Genomic DNA, 22231 nt, shown 5'->3' on the forward strand with positions numbered 1-22231 from the left:
CCTGCTTACCGCGAGGACTCTAGAGCATGGACCCTATCAACGGGCTTAGTCAGATCACCCAGATTCTTCGGCAGAAACTGTCTGAGCACACAAAAACGCAGAAGAAAAGCGGTTCATCGGGAAGCCATGCCTCTACTTCCGACAAGAGGGCGGAGAAGCCCAGTATCCAGGAAATTGAGAGAAAGATCGCCGAGCGCATCAAAGCCCTTTCCGACGAGGAGCTAAGGGGCAAAAAAGGATCGCAGATCTTTGTTGAAACCGTTATCGCTTGGGAGTTTGGAGAGCAACTACTCGCCGACCCCGACTTTGCCGATTTTGCGTCGGATGTCGTAAAGACGCTGCATGAGCATCCGGACGTGAAAGACAAGTTGGGAAAAATGCTCACCTCGCTACAGAGGGGGTAAGGCCATTCATTGGATAAGGATAATCACAGTCATCTTTGCATGCTTCTGGATACAGCAGTCTGCACGAATCGGGTAGGAGGCGGGGTTGCCCCCGACGTTCCAGTTCCCGGTCCAGTTCATCCAGCAGGATATTGGAGAGCAACGGCGACAGAGGTCCCCCTTGGGGCGTCCCCTCGGTTCTTGCCGTCTCCAGCCCGCCTCTCATCATGCCGGCTTCCAGATAACGCCGTATCAGGCGTAGCAGTCGCTTGTCCTTGATCCGACGTGCCAGTCGCGACATCAGGATGTCGTGATTGACCCGATCAAAAAACTTCTCCAGGTCGAGATCCACCACCCAGCCATCCGGCCGCCACCACGCGCACCGGAACAACGCCTGTCACGGCGCTACGCGCCATGCCTGGCGCACAAATGAGAAAGGGCCGCATGAGCGGCCCTTGTAGGGTTAACACACTAGATCAAGCATAATGCCAACTCGATTATCGGCACTTGGGGCCATTCCCCTTGCAGCTGCCCGAACCGTCGCCAGAACCGCTTGATGAACCCGTAACCGTGACCAGTTCACTTTCCGCGTAGGTGGAATCACCCGCTTCGTTCCTGGCCCGGACACGGTAGATATAGGTTCCGTCCAGCCCGGAGTCATCATAGAAGTTGGCTGCGGTAGTACCGATTTCGGTGAAGCCCGACCAACGGTTCCTCTTGTTCTCCTTGCTACGTTCAATCACGAATGCCGTTTCGTTATCGCTGTTGTCACGCCAACTGATAACGGCGCTGCCGTCGCCGGGTAATACCACAATATCGGACGGTGCATCAGGTACCGTGGGCACTGGCTGGATGCTACCGCCACTGGCCAGGTTCAGAGCGCTACCCGCACTGAGAATGCCGGCGCCACAACCGTTACAGGTTCCGGCGAAACGGCGGGCACTGTCCTTGAGTACAGCCTCCACCTCCGCAGGGACAATCGTTGAATTGACGTTATAAAGCAGAGCGGCGACGGCGGCGGTATGCGGCGTCGCCATACTGGTGCCCTGGTAGTAGGCGTAGCTCGGGTCTGACGGATCGGTCACGCCACTGTTCATCGTTGACAGCACGCCATCGCTGCTACCGCTGCTCATATCGCCACCGGGCGCCGCCAGGTCCACCACGCTGCCATAGTTTGAGTAGTAGGCCCTGGCTCCGGTTCTGCCGGTAGCGGCCACGCTGACAACATTGGCACAGCTTGCTGGGGTGAAGTTGGCTGCATCGGTATTAGAGTTACCGGCCGCCACCACGACGGTGGTACCTTGGGCAACCGCGGCATTGATGGCCAACTGGTACTCCGAGTCGGCGGCACAGGCGCCGCTGCCGCCGAGGCTCATATTGATCACCTGGGCGGGATTCGCCAGGGTTTCGCCATCCACCTCCAGCCCTGCGGCCCAGCGAATGCCGTCGGCGATATCCGAGCTGTAACCGCCGCACTGACCCAACACGCGCACCGGGATCACCTTGATCAGGTTATAGCCGATACCGGCGACGCCGCTGCTGTTGTTGGTGACGGCTGAGATGGTGCCGGCCACATGGGTACCGTGCCAGCTGCTGTCGTAGCTTGGCGAGCCGAGGTAGCAGTAGTTACGGCTGCTCCAGTCCCCCGGATCGCGAGCATCGTTATCCCGGCCATCGCCATCGTTCGAGATATAGGTGTCGTGCACCATATCACGACCGCTGGAAGCATCGATGTTGGCATCAAGGTCGGGATGGTTGGTATACCCGGTATCCAGCACCGCCACTCGCACCGGGTTGTCGGCAGAATCGAGTTGCGCCCAAGCGCCCGGCGCATCCATGCCGCCGGTGGACTCAAAATAGTGCCACTGCAGGTTATAGACCGGCGAGCCATCGGAGATTAACACGCCTTCGGAGGGCGGGTCCTGTAGCGTAGCGATGGCAAACATCATCTGGTCGGCTTCGGCATACTCTACACCGGAGGTGGCCATCAGTGCCCGCACGTAGCCTTTCACCTGAGGCAAAGATTCTTTCGATGGTAGCTTATAGATTTTCGATCCAAGCGCGGTTTCACGCACGAATTCGAGATGCTTACCGATCTGCGCGGATAATCCGTTGGCCTTCAATTCACCATCGGCGTAGGGATCGGAAAAGCGCACGATTATCTGGTCCGTCAGGTTATGCATCCTATCGTCTGCCATCACTGTGCTTGAAATGGCTAGAGGAGCGCACAGAGCCAGCGCGAGGGGATAACGGAACTTCATTTGAGTATTCCCACTTCGTTATTAACGACGGATTGTGCTTCGCAGCTTTTACAATTCTAGTGGAAAAAACGAAGCACTTCTGTACATCTTCTCGGCGGATATACGCGTTTTTTAACCTTTTGGAATCTTTTTCATCTTGCGGTGCAGCAAAGTGTTAAGAATGTGAAACAGAAAGCTCAAAACTGCTCATCTTCCAGTGCCATCAGGTTTGACGCGCCACTTAGCACCGCATATTTCAGCGCTTCACATCGCGGCAGCAGCAGATCGGCGTACAGCTCCGCGCTCAGCTGCCGCGCGGAGTAAAACCCGCCCTCTCCCTCATCCAGCCCCATGCCTGCTTCCTGCGCCGCACGCAGCTGCATCCAGCCGCCACACAGATAACCGAGCTGCAACATCAGGCTCACGGCGCCGGCCTGAGCGCTTAACGGATCAGAATTCATCAGTGCTTTAAGCTCGATTTGCGTCTCCCTCGCCGTATCCAGCGCCTGCGCCATCCGCTGTTTTATCCGCTCGCCCGCCTTGCCGGCGCTTTGAATCGACGCCTCTATCTCATCGAGCAGTTCCGCCAACGCCCGGCCGTCATCCGCCAGTATCTTGCGCCCGACCAGATCCAGCGCCTGGATACCGGTGGTGCCCTCGTAAATCGGCAGTATGCGTGCGTCGCGCAGATACTGGGCAACACCGGTCTCCTCGATATAACCCATGCCGCCGTGTACCTGCACGGCGAGACTGACCACCTCCTGCGCCAGCTCAGTAAGCCAGCCCTTGACGATGGGGGTATACAGCGCGACCCGAGCCTGATGGGTGGCACGTGTCTGCTCGTCTTCAGCCAGTCGTGCACGATCCACCTCGGCCGCCGCCTCGTAGGCCAGCGCCCGCATCGCTTCGTTAGCCGCTTTCATCTGCGCCAGCATCCGGCGCACATCCGGGTGGTGGATGATGGCAACGCGCTGGCCGTCGATCTCACCCTGTACCCTTTCCCGGGCGTATCGGCATGCCACCTGATAGGCGCGCTCCGCCACCGCCAGCCCCTGTAGCCCGACCGCCTGCCGGGCCGAGTTCATCATCGTGAACATGCAGGCCAGCCCCCGGTTCTCCTCGCCGATCAGATAGCCAATAGCCCCCTGTGTCTCGCCGTAACTCATGACGCAGGTGGGGCTGCCGTGAATGCCCATCTTGTGCTCGAGCGAAACCGCGCGCAGGTCGTTTTGCTCTCCAGGCTCACCATTCTGATCAAGCAGATATTTGGGTACCAGGAACATGGAGATCCCTTTCACCCCGGCCGGCGCATCGGGCAGGCGGGCCAACACCAGATGGACGATATTGCTCGCCATCCGGTGATCGCCCCAGGTGATGAAAATTTTCTGCCCCTTGATCCGGTAGTGGTCGCCCTCCGGGTCGGCACGGGTGCGTAGCGCCGCCAAGTCGCTACCGGCATCCGGTTCGGTCAGGTTCATGGTGCCGGTCCACTCCCCGCTGACCAGCCTCGCCAGCCAGAGCGATTTCAACTGTTCACTGCCGTGGGCGACCAGCGCTTCCATGGCGCCCTGGGTCAGCAACGGTGCCAACGCCCAGGCGAGATTTGCCGAGTTCCAGATCTCATGCACGGCAACGGACAGCACATTGGGCAGCCCCTGGCCACCAAACTCCGTCGGTGCGATCAGCGAGGGCCAGCCCGCGTCACAGAACTCCCGGTACAGTTCGGCAAACCCCGGCGGCTCCTGCACGCCATCATCTGTCATACGAGCGGGGTTAATATCGCCTTCGCGATTGCTCGGGGCCAGCCGCTCACTGCCGAACCGGGCAGCTTCGTCGAGCACCGCGGTGATCAGCTCTTCGTTGACCTCATCCAGCCCCCCCAGACGGCAGAGTTCAGGAATCCGCAGGACCCGATTGAACAGAAACAGCGCTTCGTTGCGCGGATAGGTGTACTCGCTCATGGCGATCGCTCCTCGGCAACTCGTTGCTTTTCAGCATAGACCGCTGTCCATACCCCGCAATGGGTAGACGCGTTTATACTTAAACGACTCGCTGCTACACTACAGACCGTTTTTGGCCGGACTTGTTTTGGCCGGAGTTGGACTGGCAAAACTCAATTCATTATCAAACAGGCAGAGTGGATGAAATTTCGTTTCCCCGTCATCATCATCGATGAAGACTTTCGCTCCGAAAATATCTCTGGCTCCGGCATTCGCGACCTTGCCGAGGCGATCGACAGAGAGGGGATGGAGGTTGTCGGTTTTACCAGTTACGGTGACCTGACCTCCTTTGCTCAACAGGCCAGTCGCGCGTCATGTTTCATCCTCTCCATAGACGACGAGGAGTTCGGCACCGGTAGCGACGAGGATGTAAACCTCGCGCTGAAGGCGATCCGAGACTTCATCGCGGAAGTACGTAAGCGCAACAACGACATCCCGATCTTCCTCTACGGCGAAACCCGCACCTCGCGCCATATCTCCAACGATATCCTGCGCGAACTGCACGGTTTCATCCATATGTTCGAGGACACGCCGGAGTTCGTCGCCCGCCATATCATCCGGGAGGCACGCAAATACCTGGATTGCCTGGCGCCGCCGTTCTTCCGCGCGTTGATGGACTACGCCAGCGACTCATCCTACTCTTGGCACTGCCCGGGTCACTCCGGTGGCGTCGCCTTCCTGAAGAGCCCGGTGGGACAGATGTTCCACCAGTTCTTCGGTGAGAACATGCTGCGTGCCGACGTCTGCAACGCGGTCGATGAACTGGGCCAATTGCTCGATCACACCGGTCCGGTTTCCGACAGCGAAGCCAACGCCGCACGCATCTTCAACGCCGATCACCTGTTCTTCGTCACCAACGGTACCTCCACCTCGAACAAGGTGGTCTGGCACTCCACCGTAGCGCCAGGCGATATCGTCGTCGTCGACCGTAACTGCCACAAGTCGATCCTGCACTCGATCATCATGACCGGCGCGATTCCGGTGTTCCTGATGCCGACCCGCAACCACTACGGCATCATCGGCCCGATCCCGAAGAGCGAGTTCGACCCGGAAACTATCCGCAAGAAGATCGAAGCGAATCCATTCGCCCGCAAGGCGAAGAACAAGAAACCGCGCATCCTGACCATCACCCAGAGCACCTACGACGGTATCCTGTACAACGTGGAAACGATCAAGGGGATGCTCGGTAACACCATCGACACCCTGCATTTCGATGAAGCCTGGCTGCCGCACGCCGCGTTCCACGAGTTCTATCACAACATGCATGCGATCGGCCCGGGCCGGCCACGCTCCGATGAGACTCTGGTGTTCGCCACCCAATCCACCCACAAGCTGCTGGCCGGCCTGTCGCAGGCGTCGCAGATTCTGGTGCAGGACGGTACCAAGCGTAAGCTGGACACCCACCGCTTCAACGAGTCCTACCTGATGCACTCCTCCACCAGTCCGCAGTACGCGATCATCGCCTCCTGCGACGTGGCGGCGGCCATGATGGAGCCGCCGGGCGGCAAGGCGCTGGTCGAGGAGTCGCTGCACGAGGCGCTGGATTTCCGCCGCGCGATGCTCAGGGCCGACGAGGAGTTCGGCAAGGATGACTGGTGGTTCAAGGTATGGGGGCCGACACCCCAGTCCGAAGAGGGTGTCGGCGATCGCGACGACTGGGTGATCCATGAGGATGACACCTGGCACGGCTTCGGCCGCATCGAATCGGGCTTCAACATGCTCGACCCGATCAAGTCGACCATCATCACCCCGGGACTCAACCTGAATGGCGAGTTCGATGACGACGGCATTCCTGCCGCCATCGTCAGCAAGTACCTGGCCGAGCACGGCATCATCATCGAAAAGACGGGGCTCTACTCCTTCTTCATCATGTTCACCATCGGCATCACCAAGGGCCGCTGGAACTCGATGGTAACCGAGCTGCAGCAGTTCAAGGACGACTACGACCACAACCTGCCGATGTGGCGGGTGATGCCGGAGTTCGCTGCCAAGCATCCCCAGTACGAGCGGATCGGCCTGCGCGACCTGTGCAGCGCGATCCACAGCGTGTACAAGGAGTACAACGTCGCCCGCATCACTACCGACATGTACCTGTCCAACATCGAACCGGCGATGACGCCCGCCGATGCCTGGGCCAAGATGGCACACCGCGACGTGGAGCGCGTGTCGATCGACGAACTCGAGGGCCGGGTCACGGCGATGCTGGTCACCCCCTACCCGCCGGGTATCCCGCTGCTGGTACCGGGCGAGCGCTTCAACGCCACCATCATCAGCTACCTGAAGTTCGCCCGCGACTTCAACTCGCGCTTCCCCGGTTTCGAGACCGACGTGCACGGCCTGGTCCGCGAGACCATTGAGGGTCAGGACCACTACTTCGTCGACGTCGTCAAAGACTGATCTGCCCTTTTCAGGCTGCTGAACACCGACCAAAAGAGCGCCGCCCGGCGCTCTTTCTCTTTCTGCTCCGCCCAATTGATAGATTTCCAATCTTTCTTTCTTGCATCCCCGAAACATTCACCTACTTTTAATGTGCATTAAATAGCATTCACTTTTGCACACCGCACCCAGCACAAACCGGGCGGTGTCATAAGTGAGCCGAACAGGCTCGGTAACAACAAAAAGGGAGCATCATGAAAGTAAACCTGCCGGTAACAGACACGGAGGTCCGGCTTCCGGACAACATCAACATCCTGTCCACCACCGATCTGAAAGGGCAAGTCACCTACGTCAACGACAGCTTCATCGATATCAGCGGTTTCAGCAAAGAGGAGCTGCTCGGCAGCAGCCACAACATCGTACGTCATCCCGATATGCCACCGGCCGCGTTTGGCCAACTATGGGAGCGGATCAAGTCAGGCGGCTCCTGGATGGGCATCGTCAAGAACCGTTGCAAGAACGGTAGCTACTACTGGGTCAACGCCTATGTCACCCCGGTAATGGAGGAGGGAAAAATCGTCGAGTTCCAATCGGTCAGAACCCGGCCGGCCACGGAACAGGTCAAACGTGCCGAGGAGATCTACCGTCGCATCAATGCCAATAAACCCCTGCGTCGATCACTGGCTGGATCGGTCACACTGATCGAGCGTCAACTGCTCAATGCCGCTTTCTGCTCCTTTGCGAGCATGCTGATACTCGGACTGCTGACCGATCTCCCCCCTCAACTGATCGCCCTGGTCTGTGCCGCGGTAGCCCTGGTCAGTGCTGTAGGCGGTGTGTTGAGCGTACGCAGAATTGCCCGGCTGATCGGCTGGAGCCGTCAGATCCTGGAGGACCCGATCGCCACACGGATCTATACCGGACGGGATGACGAAGCAGCCCAGCTGCAGTTCGTTATCACCAGCCTGCAAACCGAGGCCAGGGCGATAGCGGGCAGACTGTTCGACTCGTCGGAACAGCTAAAATCCAATGCCGACCGCGTTGCGTCAGCGGTAAAGCGCAGCGCGCTGAGTCTGCAACAGCAACAAAACGAGACCGATCAGGTCGCCACCGCGATGACCGAGATGTGCGCCTGTATTCAAGAGGTGGCAGAACATGCCCTGAGCAGTGCGGAGAGCTCGCAGCGCTCAAGCCAGCTCGCCCGAGATGGCCACGCCCGCGTTCACAGAGCCCGGCTGAGCACCGAACGCCTGGCTGATGAGATAGCGACCGCAACAACCATCCTCACCGAGCTGGAGAACGGTACCAACAAGATCAACAGCGTAATGGACTCGGTGAACAACATCGCCGAGCAGACCAATCTGCTGGCACTCAATGCCGCGATCGAGGCCGCGCGGGCCGGCGACCTGGGACGCGGTTTCGCCGTCGTTGCCGATGAAGTCAGAACCCTGGCGATGAAAGCGCAGCACGCCACAGTGGAGGTCCAACAGACGTTGACGCAACTGCGGGATCAATCATTGGCGGCCGTATTGGCGATGCGCGAGAGCAAGGGGCTGGCCGATCAGGCGGTGGCGGAAGCGCAGGAGGCTGCCCAGGCACTGCTGGAGATCAGCGGCAGCGTGGACGGCATCAGCGACCGCAATACCCAGATCGCCTCTGCGGTAGAGCAGCAGAGCGCTGCCAGCGAAGAGATCAGCCGCAATGTGAGCGCCATTCGAGACAGCTCGGATCTATTTCAGAAAGAGAGCCTGGATACGGAATCCTCCGCCTCGGCGCTGGCGAACCTGTCCGCCGAACTGCGGAAGCTGTCGGTCAATTTCTGGCAACGAAGACTGAGTTAGCCCCTTATCCCACAATACGAGGATAGTGCCGCCATAGCTAAAACTCTGCCGCGCCGCTTGTGCTTGCAGAAACATATAAAGCAACCAGCAACATAGCCGGGAAAGGGAGTGATGTCGCCGTTCTTGTGATTATTTTGGGCGACCCGTTCGGTTGTCCTATTCGGCCGCCTGGGATGGGGAGTCCGGCTGCGCCGACATGTCCACGGCCTCGGGTTTCAACCTATAGGCCTCAAGCGCCTCTTTAAGTGCCTTACGATCATCCTTGTTCAGCCACTCGTCGACCCAATCCTGAATCTGCGAACGCTTGGGTGCGGTTTTACACCACCCCTTGTACGCCTTCACATGCCCCTTGCTGACGCTCGGCTTGCCCTCTGTATCGTCGACCACGCATTTGGACGGAAACAGAGGATTGTTCGCGAATTGGCGATCGATCCACCACATGACAAATGCTTTCTCTTCCTTGCTGAACTTCATGGGAAATCCTCAGCTCAATGTAATTTTGCGGGGCCATTCTACCCTTAGCAACCCCCACCAATATGACATTTTTGTGAAATACGACCAATTAATGGTATCGCGGCAAAGCTCCGTTTCTGGACGAAATCAGACTCAGGTTCATACTCAAACACATGTGAACCTAATAATGAGGTGCGTCATGAAGGAGGCGGAGGTAACCCGAGCAACCTTCGATCAGGTAATGGTGCCCTGCTATATGCCGCCGGAGGTTATTCCGGTGCGTGGTGAAGGGTCAAGGCTCTGGGACCAGGATGATCGCGAGTATATCGACCTGGCCGGCGGTATCGCCGTCACTGCACTGGGGCATCGTCACCCGGCGTTGATGCAGGCGCTGCAGGAGCAGGCGGACAAGCTCTGGCACCTGAGTAACGTGTTCACCAATGAGCCCGCACTGAAGCTCGCCAAACGCCTGACCGAGCTGACATTCGCGGAGCAGGTGTTCTTTTGCAACTCAGGCGCCGAGGCCAACGAAGCGGCGTTCAAACTGGCCAGAAAGTACGCCTGGGACCACCAGGGAGCGAACGCCGGCAAACATGAGATCATCTCGTTCAAGGGCAGCTTTCACGGCCGTACCCTGTTCACCGTCAGCGTTGGCGGACAGATGAAATACCGCGTCGGCTTCGAGCCGGTACCCGCCGGCATTACCCATCTACCCTATAACGATATCGCCTCACTGGAATCGGCGATTTCGGAACGCACCTGCGCGGTGGTAATGGAACCGATCCTCGGCGAAGGCGGCATCATCCCCGCCGACCCTGCGTTCATTAAAGCCGCACGTGCACTCTGCGACCAGCATCAGGCGTTGCTGATATTTGACGAAGTGCAAACCGGTGCGGGGCGCACCGGCGCCCTTTACGCCTATATGGAAACCGGTGTAACGCCCGACATCCTCACCTCTGCCAAGGGGTTGGGCGGCGGCTTCCCGATCGGCGCAATGCTCACCACCCGGCGCATCGCGGCAAGTTTCGGGTTCGGCAGCCATGGCACCACCTATGGCGGCAACCCCCTTGCCTGTGCGGTGGCCCTTGCCCTTATCGATACGCTGGACAACCCCGAGTTGATGGCTGAGGTGAAACGGAAATCGGACCTGTTCCTGCAGGAGCTCCATGCGCTGAACCAGCGCCACGCGCTGTTCAGCGATATACGCGGCAGAGGCCTGCTGATCGGCGCGCAGTTGGCGCACCATTGGCAGGGCCAGGCTCGCCGGCTGCTGGACGCGGCACGCGATCAAGGCTTGATACTGCTGATGGCCGGCCCCGATGTGATGCGCCTCACCCCCTCGCTGATCATCCCCGACGACGATATCCATGAAGCGATGACCCGGCTCGACCGCGCCATGAACCAGCTGATCAGCGAAGGCCCCGAGAGCTGACGGAGAATCCCATGTCCGGATACCTGCTAATCGATAACCACTGGCTACCGGGGAATAACGACCCGTTTGAATCCCGAGATCCCGGTCGCGACCGGGTGTTATGGAGCGGCCGAGCGGCCAGCGCCGATCAGATCGATGACGCGATCGCCAGCGCCAGGCACGCCTTCATCCACTGGACCAGAAGCGGCCTGGACGATCGCATTGCCCTGTGCCGGCGATTCGCCAAACTGCTCGAAGAGCAGCAAGAGGCGTTGGCCGAGGCGCTGGGCGAGGAGACCGGCAAACCGCTCTGGGAATCACGTACCGAGATCGGCGCAATGATCGCCAAGGTGGAGATATCGATTAGATCGCAGGAGGCACGCGCGGGCGAATCCGAACAGCCTTTGGCCGATGCACGCTCGGTCATCCGCCATCGTGCCCACGGTGTGCTGGCCGTGTTCGGTCCGTACAACTTCCCTGGTCACCTGCCCAACGGGCATATCGTACCGGCACTGCTGGCGGGTAATACGGTGGTATTCAAACCCAGTGAGCAGACACCCAGGTTTGCCGAGAAAACGCTCAAGGTATGGCTGGCCGCCGGACTGCCTGCCGGCGTCATCAACCTGTTGCAGGGGGGCGCCGATACCGGACGCTCGCTCGCCTCTCACCCTGGCATCGATGGTCTGCTGTTCACCGGCTCCTGCCGAGCAGGTCACCTGTTGCATCAGCAGTTCGCCGGTCAGCCGGAAAAGATCCTGGCGCTGGAGATGGGGGGAAACAATCCGCTGATACTGGGCAAGATCAGTGATCAACCCACTGCCATCTACGAAACCATTCAATCCGCCTACCTCAGCGCCGGGCAGCGCTGTACCTGTGCGCGACGCTTGATCGTCCCCAATAATGCGGATGGCGACCGTTTTATCGATAGCCTCAGCGAGGCGCTCAACAGCATCAGCGTCGGATTTTACAACGATGACCCTCAGCCCTACATGGGCTGCCTTATCTCGTCAACCGCAGCGGGTCAGATGATCGACGCACAACTGGCGCTGGAGACGAAAGGCGGCCGGGTGCTGAACAGGATGGAGCGGATCAAGGGGTGCCGGGCGATGCTCAGCCCGGGACTGATCGATACGTCCGCAATCGACATACTGCCGGATGATGAGTATTTCGGCCCCCTGCTTCAGATACAGCGTTACGACAGCTTCGACCAGGCGCTGACGCTGGCCAATGCCACCCGCTTCGGCCTTGCAGCCGGTCTGTTCAGCGAGGATGCGCAGGAGTATGACGCCTTCTGGCACGGCATCCGTGCCGGTATCGTCAACTGGAATCGCCAGCTGACCGGTGCCAGCAGCAGTGCACCGTTCGGCGGTGTGAAATCGAGCGGCAACCACCGGCCAAGCGCCTGGTATGCCGCCGATTACTGTGCCTACCCGGTGTCCAGTCTTGAACGCGACAGACTGGCCCGCCCGGAGGCGCTGAGCCCCGGGCTGAACCTGTCGTTCGACTGATCAAACCCTGTTTAGCTTTTCACCGCTTCCGGCAAAGTGACGTTCAGCTCGAGGATAGAGCAGTTCTCATCCAGATTGACCTGCACATCATCCATCGACACGTCGACATACTTGGCGATCACGGCCAGGATCTCCTGCTGCATCTGCGGCAGGTAATCCGGCTGGTTACGCTGATTACGCTCGTAAGCGACGAGTACCTGAAGGCGCTCCTTGGCAACGCTGGCCGAGCTCTGCTTCTTGGTGCGGAAATAACTGAGAATACCCATTAGCCCTTCCGTCCGAATACGCGGCTGAGCAGCCCTTTGCGCTGCACTTCAAGAAAACGGTGTTCACGCTCTTCGCCCAGGAAGCGCGCAATGGCATCCAGATAGGCCTGGCCGGCATCGCTCTGCTGATCCAGCACCACCGGTTGCCCCTGGTTGGAGGCTTTGAGAACCGCTTCGGACTCCGGAATCACACCCAACAGCGGAATCGCCAGAATATCCTGCACATCTTCGACGCTGAGCATCTCACCGGCCTGAACCCGAACCGGGTTATAGCGGGTCAGCAGCAGGTGTTCGCGGATCGATCCGCCCTGCTCCGCCTTGCGTGACTTGCTCTGCAACACGCCGAGGATACGGTCGGAGTCACGTACGGAGCTGACTTCCGGGTTGGTCACCACGATGGCGGTGTCGGCGAAGTAGAGTGCCAGTTGGGCGCCCTTCTCGATACCGGCCGGAGAGTCGCAGACGATGTAATCGAACATCTCGGACAGCTCGTTCAGCACCTGCTCGACGCCCTCGACGGTCAGCGCATCCTTGTCCCGGGTCTGCGATGCCGGCAGGATGAACAGGCCCTCGGTCCGCTTATCCTTGATCAGCGCCTGATTCAGGGTCGCTTCCTTGTTGATCACGTTGACCAGGTCGAACACCACGCGGCGTTCGCAGCCCATGATCAGATCCAGGTTACGCAGGCCCACATCGAAATCGACCAGCACGGTCTTATGACCACGCAACGCAAGACCGGTACCGATTGCCGCACTGCTGGTCGTCTTGCCGACCCCGCCCTTACCAGACGTAACAACAATAATTTCAGCCATTTACACAGTTTCCATCAGTATGGATTAACATAATTCTCGTTCAGAACCGACTCTACAGCGCGGCCGTATCCAGGCGCGTACCTGACAACCAGGCCTGAGCCGGCTTCTGCCAGTGGTCGCTGCGCAGATCTTCGCTTGCCTTGAAATATCCTGCAATTGAGATCAATTCAGCTTCCAGACTTTGACAGAATATACGGGCATCGGTGTTACCGTTTACACCGGCCATCGCCCGCCCGCGCAGTGGGCCGTAAACATGGATATTGCCGTCGGCCATCACCTCGGCGCCGGCGCCCACCGAGGAGAGCACAATCAGATCGCCACCCTGTACATAGATCTGCTGCCCCGAGCGCACAGGGACAGTCAGTATCCGGGTACGACTCTCAGCCCGCGGCGCAGCTTCCGGGGCTACCGCTGTCACCGGTTCGGGCGCTGCCACTTCGGCAGACTCAACAGACGAGGCGCGCGACTGCTCGACTCGCCCACCTTGACCAAAATCCGCCAGCCCCAGGCTCCTGCACAACTCCAGATCGTAGCGGTTGCTGCCACGCAGACCGACCGGGTTCAGTTCACTGTCGCGGCAGATCGCCAGTAGATCGTGCAGCGGCGGTAACGGCTTGTCGGCCGGCACCTGCTCCAGATTAAGCAGCACCGGCATCTGCTGAAACAAGGAGGGCAAACGCGCGGCGTGTTGTGCCAACTCGGTACGCAGCCTTTCAGCGTCGAAATCGAGCAGTATCAGCTCGTTGAGTGAAACGCGGGAGTTCTTGAATCTGAACTGGGGGGAGTCTGTGGAGCGATTCTCTGAGGTCATACACCTGCTATCCGGGCAGAGCCAATCCAAGGGTTAAATGCGCGCCAAGGGTACCACGTGCCATGGCGCCTCACTACAGTCACGGTCGAGTAAGACCGACAACTGGCAATAAGGTTCGCGTTAAAACCTCCCTGGCACTCACACCCGGCGCTTCTACACGCCGCTTCAGGGCACAAAAGAGACTGAATTCTGCAACAAGATCAATTTTAGATTCCACCACACAGCCGAGATAAAATCGGAATAAAAAACCAAAATAAATAAAAACCAAAGAAAAATAGCCCATTAATTTCATATAACGCATATTTGATAATAATTTTTTATCGAAATTCTATACTAATAATAATTATTAGAACCCTCACGTCTGTATTAGGGTTTAGCCAAGGTGAGGCACCGAATTCACTCAATGAAAAGCGGGATCGGTAGCGATGAATTTCAAGCAGCTCGAAACCTTTGTCTGGGTGGCAACACTTGGCAGCTTCCGCAAGGCAGCCGAGCGGTTGTTCACCACCCAGCCCGGTATATCGACTCGCATCTCCGGGTTGGAGGATGAACTGGGCGTCAAGCTGTTCGAGCGTGAGGGGGGCCCCGGCCCCATATCTCTGACCGCCAAGGGCAAGGATCTGCTGCCCTATGCCGAAAAGATCATCTTCATGTCCGAACAGCTGCGCAAGCACGCCGACACCGGCGCGCAGCTGTCGGGCATCCTGAGACTGGGTGTATCCGAGACCGTGGTACATACCTGGCTCCCCGACTTTCTGCGCTCCCTGCACCGGCAGATGCCCAATCTGGACGTCGAGATGACGGTCGACGTCACCGGTAACCTGCGCACAGGCCTGCTCGATCGCTCGCTGGATCTGGCCTTTCTGATGGGGCCGGTGTCCGAGCCAACGGTAGCGGATCTGCCGCTGTGCAGCTTTCCGCTGGTCTGGGTCGCGAGCCCCGATCTGAAACTTCCGGAGCGGATGCTCTATCTGGAGGAGCTGAGCGAATGGCCCATTATCACCTATGCGCGAAATACCAAGCCGTTCGCCGAGCTCAGCCAGAAGTTCAGGGAGCTGGACAGCCTGCCGCCGCGCTTTTTTACCTCCAGCTCCCTGGCCGCCTGTCGCCGCCTGACGCTGGACGGGATCGGCATCTCGACCCTGCCCTACGAGATGATTACGCCGGCGTTGGACAGCGGTGAACTGGTGAGGGTGAGAGCTATCTGGACGCCGTCCGAGTTGGCATTTACCGCCTCCTATCCAGTAACGCCGTTCAATCCTTTGGCCGAGGTGGCCGCGAAGTTGGCGGTGACAACCGCACAACAGCACCAAGTAACCGACTATAAATAACTATTATCGATTTACCGGCAGCAGCATAACTGACAAAAACAACTTCACCATGAAAGACAGCGCCAAAACACTTATCCAGTTGCCCCCGCGACGAACAATCAGGAGCCACAGGACGCCTGCACGGAGCCTCGTTCCAGACACGCGCCCGGTCGGCAGTCTCAATATAAGAAGAAAAGAGGCCTATCGGTTAAGTAAATCAATAAAAACAAATAGATAGAAAAATCCACAATACAAAACCACAGCGGGAGAAAAACAATGACTGCAAAGAAACTCTTGGTCTCGGCCTGTCTGATCGGCGGCCTGAGCGCCTCCGCCGCCCAGGCTGAAAAATGGAACATGCCGACCCCCTACGGGGATGCCAACCTGCCGACCCAGATCGCCTACGAGTTCGCCGAAGAGGTCAAGGCCAAGACCAACGGCGCCATGAGTATCACCGTTCATTCAGGTGCTTCGCTGATCGAGCACCCGGAGATACCGCGCGCGGTGAAGACCGGCCAGGTACAGCTCGGCGAGGTATTCATCGGCATCATGGGCAACACCCATCCGGTGTTCAAGCACGACAATATCCCCTTCCTTGCCACCACCTACGACGACGCCGAAAAACTCTGGGCGGCCACCAAGCCCGAGCTTGAAAAGCAACTGGCGAAAGAGGGGATGCAACTGCTCTACACCGTACCCTGGCCTGCCCAGAGCCTGTACACCAAGATACCGGTCAACACCCTGGCCGACCTCAAGGGTCTGAAGATGCGGGCCTACAGCCCCTCCACCTCACGTCTGGCCGACCTGATGGGCACCACCCCGGTCACCATTCAGGTACCGGAGATTCCGCAGGCGTTCAGCACCGGCATCGTCGATGCCATGATCACCTCGCCCTCCACCGGCGTGAATGGTCAGGCCTGGGACTACCTGGGTCACTACAACGCCATCAACGCCTGGATTCCGAAGAACATCGTGGTGGTCAACTCCCGCGCCTTCAAGCGCCTGGACAAGAGCATGCAGGACGCCTTGGTTGAAGCCGCTGCCAACGCCGAAGCCAAGGGTTGGAAAGGGGTGCGCGTGAAGGCGACCGAAGACACCCAGTCCCTGGCCGAACACGGTATTACCGTTACCGAGCCCTCTGCCGAACTGGTGCAGGAGCTGAAGCAGATCGGTGAAGTGATGATCAAGGAGTGGCAGGACGAAGCACCCGAGGAAGTGTCCGCTATATTGAACCAGTACAATCAGTAACAGGTCAGACGCGGGCTCCGGGCATCGGCCCGGAGCCACGCGAGCGAGGCTCCCCAAATGAAGTCGCTTCGAGACAAATTCTACCTGACATCCGGTTACCTGTCGGGACTGTGCATCATTCTGATCATGCTCATTATCCTGGCCCAGATCGTCGGTCGTTTTTTTGGTTTTATCGTCCCTTCAGCCGAAGACTTCTCCGGCTATGCGCTGGCTGCCGCCACTTTTTTCGGGCTGGCCTACACCTTCCGCGAAGGCGGTCATATCCGCGTCATTCTGGTGATCCAGAACTGGCCGCCGCGTCTGCGTTACCTGCAGGAGTTGAGCGTGCTGCTCCTGGCTTTCGCTCTGGTCAGTTTCATGACCTTCTATTGCGGTCATATGGTGTGGGAGTCCTACATTTTTGAAGAGGTATCGTACGGCTATGTGCCGATTCCTCTCTGGATGCCGCAGGTGCCTTTAGCCCTCGGCATGTTCGCGTTCAATCTGGCGCTGCTCGATGATCTGATCCGTATGCTGCGCGGCCGAACTCCCTCTTACCGCACTCATGAAGATGAGCTTAACCTGGAGGAGGTGTGATGGATACCGCCCTGCTTTCGATCGTTCTGGCCGTGGCAATGCTGCTGATGCTGGCCGCCGGTGTCTGGGTGGCGCTGGCACTGGTGGGTGTCGGCGTGCTCGGCCTGTACCTGTCCGGTAACGAGCAGATCGGCCTGCTGTTCGCCACCTCCAGTTGGGGCGCCAGTACCGGCTGGTCGCTGACCGCGCTGCCGATGTTCATCTGGATGGGCGAGGTGCTGTTCCGCACTCGGCTGTCCGAGGATCTGTTCAAGGGCCTTGCCCCCTGGCTGGGCGGCCTGCCCGGCAAACTGCTGCATGTAAACGTGCTGAGCTGTGGCATCTTCGCTGCGGTATCCGGCTCGTCCGCCGCCACCGCCGCCACCATCGGCCGCATGACGCTGCCGGAGCTGAAGGCCCAGGGCTACAGCGACCGCATGGCGATAGGCACCCTGGCCGGTTCCGGTACCCTTGGCCTGCTGATCCCGCCGTCGATCATTCTGATCGTCTACGGCGTGGCGGCAGAGGTATCGATCGGGCGCCTGTTCATCGCCGGCGCGCTGCCGGGGCTGTTGCTGGTGGGGATGTTCATGAGCTACACCATGGTCTGGTCGCTGTTCAATCGACACGAACTGCCGCAGCACAGCAAGGAGCAGATCTCACTGGCGGCCAAGATCGGCGCACTGCGCAAGCTGCTGCCGATCGTCGGGCTGATCGTCTTCGTGCTCGGCTCGATCTACGGCGGTTTCACCACCCCGACCGAAGCGGCAGCACTGGGCGTATTCGGCGCCCTGATCCTGGCCAAGCTGACCGGCAGCCTCAGCCGCGCCAGTTTTTCCGAGAGTCTGCTCGGTGCGGTCAAGAGTTCCTGCATGATCGGCCTGATCCTGATCGGTGCCCACTTCCTGACTCTGGCCATGGGCTTTCTCGGTATTCCAAAGGCGCTGGCCGCCTGGATAGGTACCCTGGCGCTGTCGCCCTACGAGTTGCTGCTGGCGCTGACCATTCTGTTCGTGGCGCTGGGCTGTTTCCTCGACGGCATCTCGGTGGTTGTGCTGACCGTGGCCGTGGTGCTACCGATGGTGCAGCAGGCGAATATCGACCTGATCTGGTTCGGCATCTACATCGTGCTGGTGGTGGAGATGTCGCAGATCACCCCGCCGGTCGGATTCAACCTGTTCGTTATCCAGGCGTTGACCGGCAAAGATATCCTCTACGTGGCGCGCGCTGCGCTGCCGTTCTTCCTGCTGATCCTGACCGCCATCGTGCTGATCACCTGGTTCCCGGCCATCGCCACCTACCTGCCCACGACCATGAGTCAACGGTGATCGGTATGAGCTGAACATCCCGACACCTCGCCTGACCGCCAACGCCAAACGCCGCTTCGATATCACACCAAGCCCCCGACAATGGTGCCGGGGCGGCTTTTGTCCGGCATATGACACCCAACGGCTTTCACACACTATGAACGGGGCCTAACTCCCCTCTCGAGGTTAGACAGACACCATGAATACAGAGGTTCGTGCAGATGACTCATTCGCGAGCCATCCCCTGATCCAACGCGGCGACTTCGCCGATCCTGAACCCCACACGAACAGCATCGGCTTTTCCGTGCACGGTTCGGGAGCGCTGATTGCGCTCTCCAGACTGCTGCCGATGGTCGAGAACCTGGGCGTAGAGGTGCTCACCTCCCGCAGTAGCCAGACCGAAACCGGGTGGCAGGTGGCACTGAGCCTGAGACCGCAGGCGGGCACCCTGCTCAAGTCGGCCAGCATGCAGGGGCGCTTCGTTGAAACCCTGCTCGCAATCGGTCGCGGCCAGGTGGACAACGACGGCTTCAACCGCCTGGTCACGCTGGCCGAGCTCGATCTTCGCGGTTGCATGCTGCTGCGTGCGGTGGCGCATTACCTGACCCAGATAAACCTGCCGTTCAGCAAGAGCTACATGGAAGCAACGCTATGCCGCCATCCGGTGATTGCACAGACGATCGTGCAGCTATTCCTGGTCCGCCTGGATCCCGATCGGGCTCCTGACGCCCCCTGCCCGGACTCGATTCGTGCCACACTGGCGACACTTGTCGACAGGGTGGCCTCTCTGGACGAGGACCGCATTATGCGCGCCTATATCGAGGTGATCGAGGCGATGCTGCGCACCAACTTCTTCCTCGAGGAGGTCTGGTCGGAACCCGACCGCTGCCTGGCTTTCAAGTTCGAGCCAAGCCGGATAGCCGCCATGCCCAAGCCGGTACCCGCCTACGAGATCTTTGTCTTTAGCCCGCTGCTGGAAGGTGTGCATCTGCGCGGCGGCAAGGTGGCCCGCGGCGGTCTGCGCTGGTCCGAACGGATGGAGGATTATCGTACCGAGATACTGGGGCTGATGAAGGCACAGATGGTGAAGAATGCGGTGATCGTGCCCACCGGCGCCAAGGGCGGCTTCGTGGTCAAGCAGCTGGACCCATCTGCACCGGCAAAGGTGCGCGTCGAGCAGGTCCGTCGCGCCTACGCCTGCTACATCCGCGCACTGCTGGACCTGACCGACAACCGTGACGAATCCGGTATCCTGCCGCCGCCGCGGGTGGTACGCCACGACGGCGACGATGCCTACCTGGTGGTGGCTGCCGACAAGGGCACGGCCACTTTCTCCGATACCGCCAATGCCATTGCCCAAGCGGCCGGATTCTGGCTGGGCGACGCCTTCGCCTCCGGCGGATCCCAAGGCTACGACCATAAGCGGATGGGGATCACCGCCCGCGGTGCCTGGGAGTCCAGCCTACGCCTGTTCAAGGAGCTCGGTAAGGATATTCAAAGCACCCCCTTCCGCGTGGTGGGTATCGGCGATATGTCCGGCGACGTGTTCGGCAACGGCATGCTGCTCTCCCGCCAGATCAGGCTGATCGCGGCGTTCAATCACCAGCACATCTTTATCGATCCATCGCCCGATCCCGTGGCGGCCTACCAGGAGCGTCAACGCCTGTTCGGCCTGCCCGGTTCAAGCTGGCAGGATTACTGTGCCGAGGCGATCTCCGAAGGTGGCGGCGTGTTCTTGCGCAGCGCCAAGCGCATCCCGCTGTCGCCGCAGATGCGCCAAGCACTGGGGATCGAGGGCCAGGTCGACCATCTCGACCCCGACAGCCTGATCCGGGCGATCCTGCGCGCCGACGTGGATCTGCTCTGGAACGGCGGCATCGGCACCTATGTCCGCGCCGAGCATGAGCGCGACAGTGAGGTGGGCGACCGTACCAACGACGCGCTGCGCGTCACCGGAGCCGAGCTGCGCGCGAAGGTGGTGGTCGAGGGTGGCAACCTGGGGCTGACCCAGGCCGCTCGGGTGGAGTTCGCCCGCCGTGGCGGACTGATCACCACCGATGCGGTGGACAACTCCGCCGGAGTCGACTGCTCCGACCATGAGGTCAATATCAAGATCCTGCTCGACCAACTGGTACGCGAAGGGCGTATCGATCCGACACGACGCGACCGGCTGCTCGAAGAGATGACCGACGAGGTGGCGGAACTGGTGCTGCGTAACAACTACCAGCAGAGCAAGATGCTGAGTCAGTCCAACCATACCGCACCGGATTTTATCGCCCAGCACGCCCAGCTCATTCAACTGCTGGAGCGGGAGGGACGTCTGGATCGGCAGTTGGAGCGGTTGCCGGATGATGCCGAGATCGAAACCCGCATCGCCAACCGGCAGGGGCTGACCCGACCGGAGATCGCCGTGCTGCTGGCCTATACCAAGAGCCTGGTGTTCGAGAAGCTGGTCGAGAGCGATATCATCGACGACCCGCATATCACCGCCGAGTTGTACCGCTATTTTCCATCACGACTGCAGCAGGACTATGCCGATGCCATCGCTGCTCATCCGCTGCGCCGGGAGATCCTGGCGACCCAGCTCACCAACCAGGTGATGAACCGCATGGGTGCCACCTTCAGCCTGCGCCTGCTGGAGGAGTCTGGCGTCAACTGTGCGCGCTGGATCCGCTCCTACACGGTTGCCCGTGAGGCGTTGGATGTTCCCGCGCTGATCAGCTCGATAGAATCCCTCGGACTCGGCGTCAGCAACGATGCCCAGATGGATCTGCACCTGCGTATCCACCACCCGTTGCTGCGAGCGACCCACTGGGTGCTGGAAAACGCCGACTGGAGTCAGAGCACCGAGGCGCTGATCGAGCTTTACAGCGACGCCGTCGCCCACACCCGAATCCAGTTGGCCAGACTGCAACTGCTCGCCAACAACGATACGAGCCCCCTCGAATCGGAGATCGACGCACTTGAGTACCTTTACTATGCCTTCGACATCGCCGACCTGGCGCAGAAAACCTGGTTAAGCCCGTGCTTCATCGCCGCCGAGTACCTTTCGCTCAACCTGCGTATGGAACTGTTCTGGTTGCGAAGGGAGGTCGAACAGCTCCCTGCCTATGATCGCTGGCACCGCAAGGCCAAACAAGCTGTGGTCGATCTGATCGATCGCAGTATCAAGCGCCACCTATGCAGCCTGGTCTCTTTGGCTAACCCAGCCGCGGTCGATGAAGATGCCAGTCCGGCGACCAAGGCAATAACGCAGTTCCAGGAACGGATCGCCGATATCCGCGCTCAACCGAGCCGCCACCTGACGATGCTGGTCTATCTGGCCCAGAGCCTGACCAACCTGAACCTCTCCGACAACGGAGTAAACGCCACATGAAAACCAAATCGTACTCCAGCGACGCTACACCGTATGCCCCCCGCTCATCCACAAGGCGAGTGTTCGGCGGGGATGTAAACAGATCTCACTCCGGGCATGGTCTGACCACTCGCAGGTCATCCACGGTGGGAGATCAGGAGCTCAGGGAAGAGCGCTGTTTTATCCGCTCCTCAAACTGAAGCGGATCGGACCGACTGCACCCCCATGAGTCGTGTCCCTTGGGTCGTCAGCTTGCACCAGTTGGCGACCCATTTTTACCTCCCCCTATCGATATGATCGCGTGCAGGCAACACTACCGACTCGGGAGAGGTGGATACCGATTGCGGTGCACCGA

Annotated in this window: 18 protein-coding genes; 10 read left to right on the forward strand and 8 right to left on the reverse strand. The window is 59.5% G+C overall.

Annotation, left to right across the window (positions count from 1 at the left end):
• The first annotated feature begins 26 nt into the window (after positions 1 to 26).
• Positions 27 to 404, forward strand: coding sequence for a hypothetical protein (locus KQ940_RS16685; protein ID WP_217414920.1), 378 nt, complete (start codon positions 27 to 29; stop codon positions 402 to 404).
• On the opposite strand, the gene KQ940_RS22780 is transcribed toward KQ940_RS16685, so the two are convergent.
• The 3 genes from KQ940_RS22780 to KQ940_RS16700 all read right to left on the reverse strand — a co-directional run bounded on the left by KQ940_RS22780 (position 382) and on the right by KQ940_RS16700 (position 4584).
• On the reverse strand, positions 382 to 738 hold the full coding sequence (locus KQ940_RS22780) for a reverse transcriptase domain-containing protein (protein ID WP_343222674.1): 357 nt from the start codon (positions 736 to 738) through the stop codon (positions 382 to 384). The genes KQ940_RS16685 and KQ940_RS22780 overlap by 23 nt on opposite strands.
• Before the next feature lie 142 nt (positions 739 to 880).
• Complete coding sequence (locus KQ940_RS16695) at positions 881 to 2566, reverse strand: S8 family serine peptidase (protein ID WP_217414921.1); 1686 nt, start codon at positions 2564 to 2566, stop codon at positions 881 to 883.
• Between the two features lie 254 nt (positions 2567 to 2820).
• On the reverse strand, positions 2821 to 4584 hold the full coding sequence (locus KQ940_RS16700; RefSeq protein ID WP_217414922.1) for an acyl-CoA dehydrogenase family protein: 1764 nt from the start codon (positions 4582 to 4584) through the stop codon (positions 2821 to 2823).
• A 180-nt stretch (positions 4585 to 4764) separates the two neighbouring features.
• On the opposite strand from KQ940_RS16700, the gene KQ940_RS16705 reads away from it, so the two are divergent.
• Together KQ940_RS16705 and KQ940_RS16710 are read left to right on the forward strand one after the other, a co-directional pair.
• Positions 4765 to 7020, forward strand: a complete 2256-nt coding sequence (locus KQ940_RS16705; protein ID WP_217414923.1) for an arginine/lysine/ornithine decarboxylase — start codon at positions 4765 to 4767, stop codon at positions 7018 to 7020.
• A 233-nt stretch (positions 7021 to 7253) separates the two neighbouring features.
• A complete protein-coding gene (locus tag KQ940_RS16710; RefSeq protein WP_217414924.1) occupies positions 7254 to 8840 on the forward strand; it encodes a methyl-accepting chemotaxis protein in 1587 nt (528 codons plus the stop codon).
• Positions 8841 to 8996: 156 nt separating this feature from the next.
• Here KQ940_RS16710 and KQ940_RS16715 read toward each other — a convergent pair whose 3' ends face one another.
• Positions 8997 to 9314: a hypothetical protein gene (locus KQ940_RS16715; protein ID WP_217414926.1), complete on the reverse strand. Its 318-nt coding sequence runs from the start codon at positions 9312 to 9314 to the stop codon at positions 8997 to 8999.
• A gap of 178 nt (positions 9315 to 9492) precedes the next feature.
• Here KQ940_RS16715 and KQ940_RS16720 point away from each other — a divergent pair, with 178 nt between their 5' ends.
• Positions 9493 to 10725 (forward strand): aspartate aminotransferase family protein, encoded by a 1233-nt coding sequence (locus KQ940_RS16720; RefSeq protein WP_217414927.1) that lies wholly within the window; start codon positions 9493 to 9495, stop codon positions 10723 to 10725.
• Positions 10726 to 10736: 11 nt separating this feature from the next.
• The gene (astD, locus tag KQ940_RS16725; RefSeq protein ID WP_217414928.1) at positions 10737 to 12212 is read left to right on the forward strand and encodes a succinylglutamate-semialdehyde dehydrogenase; all 1476 of its coding nucleotides are present in this window, start codon (positions 10737 to 10739) and stop codon (positions 12210 to 12212) included.
• An 11-nt stretch (positions 12213 to 12223) separates the two neighbouring features.
• Here astD and minE read toward each other — a convergent pair whose 3' ends face one another.
• The 4 genes from minE to KQ940_RS16745 all read right to left on the reverse strand — a co-directional run bounded on the left by minE (position 12224) and on the right by KQ940_RS16745 (position 14402).
• Positions 12224 to 12478 carry a cell division topological specificity factor MinE gene (gene minE, locus KQ940_RS16730; RefSeq protein ID WP_217414929.1) on the reverse strand — a complete coding sequence of 85 codons (255 nt, stop codon included), beginning with the start codon at positions 12476 to 12478 and terminating at the stop codon, positions 12224 to 12226.
• Positions 12478 to 13290, reverse strand: coding sequence for a septum site-determining protein MinD (gene minD, locus KQ940_RS16735; RefSeq protein ID WP_217414930.1), 813 nt, complete (start codon positions 13288 to 13290; stop codon positions 12478 to 12480). Before minD ends, minE begins: the two co-directional genes overlap by 1 nt.
• Before the next feature lie 52 nt (positions 13291 to 13342).
• Positions 13343 to 14101, reverse strand: a complete 759-nt coding sequence (gene minC / locus KQ940_RS16740; protein ID WP_217414931.1) for a septum site-determining protein MinC — start codon at positions 14099 to 14101, stop codon at positions 13343 to 13345.
• Between the two features lie 79 nt (positions 14102 to 14180).
• On the reverse strand, positions 14181 to 14402 hold the full coding sequence (locus KQ940_RS16745; protein WP_217414932.1) for a hypothetical protein: 222 nt from the start codon (positions 14400 to 14402) through the stop codon (positions 14181 to 14183).
• Between the two features lie 124 nt (positions 14403 to 14526).
• On the opposite strand from KQ940_RS16745, the gene KQ940_RS16750 reads away from it, so the two are divergent.
• The 5 genes from KQ940_RS16750 (at position 14527) to KQ940_RS16770 (ending at position 21897) form a co-directional block, all read left to right on the forward strand.
• Complete coding sequence (locus KQ940_RS16750; RefSeq protein WP_217414934.1) at positions 14527 to 15432, forward strand: LysR family transcriptional regulator; 906 nt, start codon at positions 14527 to 14529, stop codon at positions 15430 to 15432.
• A 255-nt stretch (positions 15433 to 15687) separates the two neighbouring features.
• Positions 15688 to 16659 carry a TRAP transporter substrate-binding protein gene (locus tag KQ940_RS16755; RefSeq protein WP_217414936.1) on the forward strand — a complete coding sequence of 324 codons (972 nt, stop codon included), beginning with the start codon at positions 15688 to 15690 and terminating at the stop codon, positions 16657 to 16659.
• Positions 16660 to 16716: 57 nt separating this feature from the next.
• Entirely contained in the window at positions 16717 to 17235 is a 519-nt protein-coding gene (locus tag KQ940_RS16760) for a TRAP transporter small permease (RefSeq protein ID WP_217414937.1), read from the forward strand.
• Complete coding sequence (locus tag KQ940_RS16765) at positions 17235 to 18542, forward strand: TRAP transporter large permease (protein WP_217414938.1); 1308 nt, start codon at positions 17235 to 17237, stop codon at positions 18540 to 18542. Before KQ940_RS16760 ends, KQ940_RS16765 begins: the two co-directional genes overlap by 1 nt.
• Positions 18543 to 18720: 178 nt before the next feature.
• Positions 18721 to 21897 (forward strand): NAD-glutamate dehydrogenase domain-containing protein, encoded by a 3177-nt coding sequence (locus KQ940_RS16770; RefSeq protein ID WP_217414939.1) that lies wholly within the window; start codon positions 18721 to 18723, stop codon positions 21895 to 21897.
• Positions 21898 to 22231 lie beyond the last annotated feature (334 nt).

The organism is Marinobacterium ramblicola (assembly GCF_019084545.1).
In the GTDB taxonomy this organism is placed as follows: Bacteria; Pseudomonadota; Gammaproteobacteria; order Pseudomonadales; family Balneatricaceae; genus Marinobacterium_D; species Marinobacterium_D ramblicola.

Excerpts from the sequence above, each read along its gene's own strand:
- KQ940_RS16685 (WP_217414920.1), top strand. The coding sequence starts at position 27 with ATGGACCCTATCAACGGGCTTAGTCAGATCACCCAGATTCTTCGGCAG.
- KQ940_RS16695 (WP_217414921.1), bottom strand. The coding sequence starts at position 2,566 with ATGCATAACCTGACGGACCAGATAATCGTGCGCTTTTCCGATCCCTAC.
- KQ940_RS16700 (WP_217414922.1), bottom strand. The coding sequence starts at position 4,584 with ATGAGCGAGTACACCTATCCGCGCAACGAAGCGCTGTTTCTGTTCAAT.
- KQ940_RS16705 (WP_217414923.1), top strand. The coding sequence starts at position 4,765 with ATGAAATTTCGTTTCCCCGTCATCATCATCGATGAAGACTTTCGCTCC.
- KQ940_RS16710 (WP_217414924.1), top strand. The coding sequence starts at position 7,254 with ATGAAAGTAAACCTGCCGGTAACAGACACGGAGGTCCGGCTTCCGGAC.
- KQ940_RS16715 (WP_217414926.1), bottom strand. The coding sequence starts at position 9,314 with ATGAAGTTCAGCAAGGAAGAGAAAGCATTTGTCATGTGGTGGATCGAT.
- KQ940_RS16720 (WP_217414927.1), top strand. The coding sequence starts at position 9,493 with ATGAAGGAGGCGGAGGTAACCCGAGCAACCTTCGATCAGGTAATGGTG.
- astD (WP_217414928.1), top strand. The coding sequence starts at position 10,737 with ATGTCCGGATACCTGCTAATCGATAACCACTGGCTACCGGGGAATAAC.
- minE (WP_217414929.1), bottom strand. The coding sequence starts at position 12,478 with ATGGGTATTCTCAGTTATTTCCGCACCAAGAAGCAGAGCTCGGCCAGC.
- minD (WP_217414930.1), bottom strand. The coding sequence starts at position 13,290 with ATGGCTGAAATTATTGTTGTTACGTCTGGTAAGGGCGGGGTCGGCAAG.
- minC (WP_217414931.1), bottom strand. The coding sequence starts at position 14,101 with ATGACCTCAGAGAATCGCTCCACAGACTCCCCCCAGTTCAGATTCAAG.
- KQ940_RS16745 (WP_217414932.1), bottom strand. The coding sequence starts at position 14,402 with ATGCGTTATATGAAATTAATGGGCTATTTTTCTTTGGTTTTTATTTAT.
- KQ940_RS16750 (WP_217414934.1), top strand. The coding sequence starts at position 14,527 with ATGAATTTCAAGCAGCTCGAAACCTTTGTCTGGGTGGCAACACTTGGC.
- KQ940_RS16755 (WP_217414936.1), top strand. The coding sequence starts at position 15,688 with ATGACTGCAAAGAAACTCTTGGTCTCGGCCTGTCTGATCGGCGGCCTG.
- KQ940_RS16760 (WP_217414937.1), top strand. The coding sequence starts at position 16,717 with ATGAAGTCGCTTCGAGACAAATTCTACCTGACATCCGGTTACCTGTCG.
- KQ940_RS16765 (WP_217414938.1), top strand. The coding sequence starts at position 17,235 with ATGGATACCGCCCTGCTTTCGATCGTTCTGGCCGTGGCAATGCTGCTG.
- KQ940_RS16770 (WP_217414939.1), top strand. The coding sequence starts at position 18,721 with ATGAATACAGAGGTTCGTGCAGATGACTCATTCGCGAGCCATCCCCTG.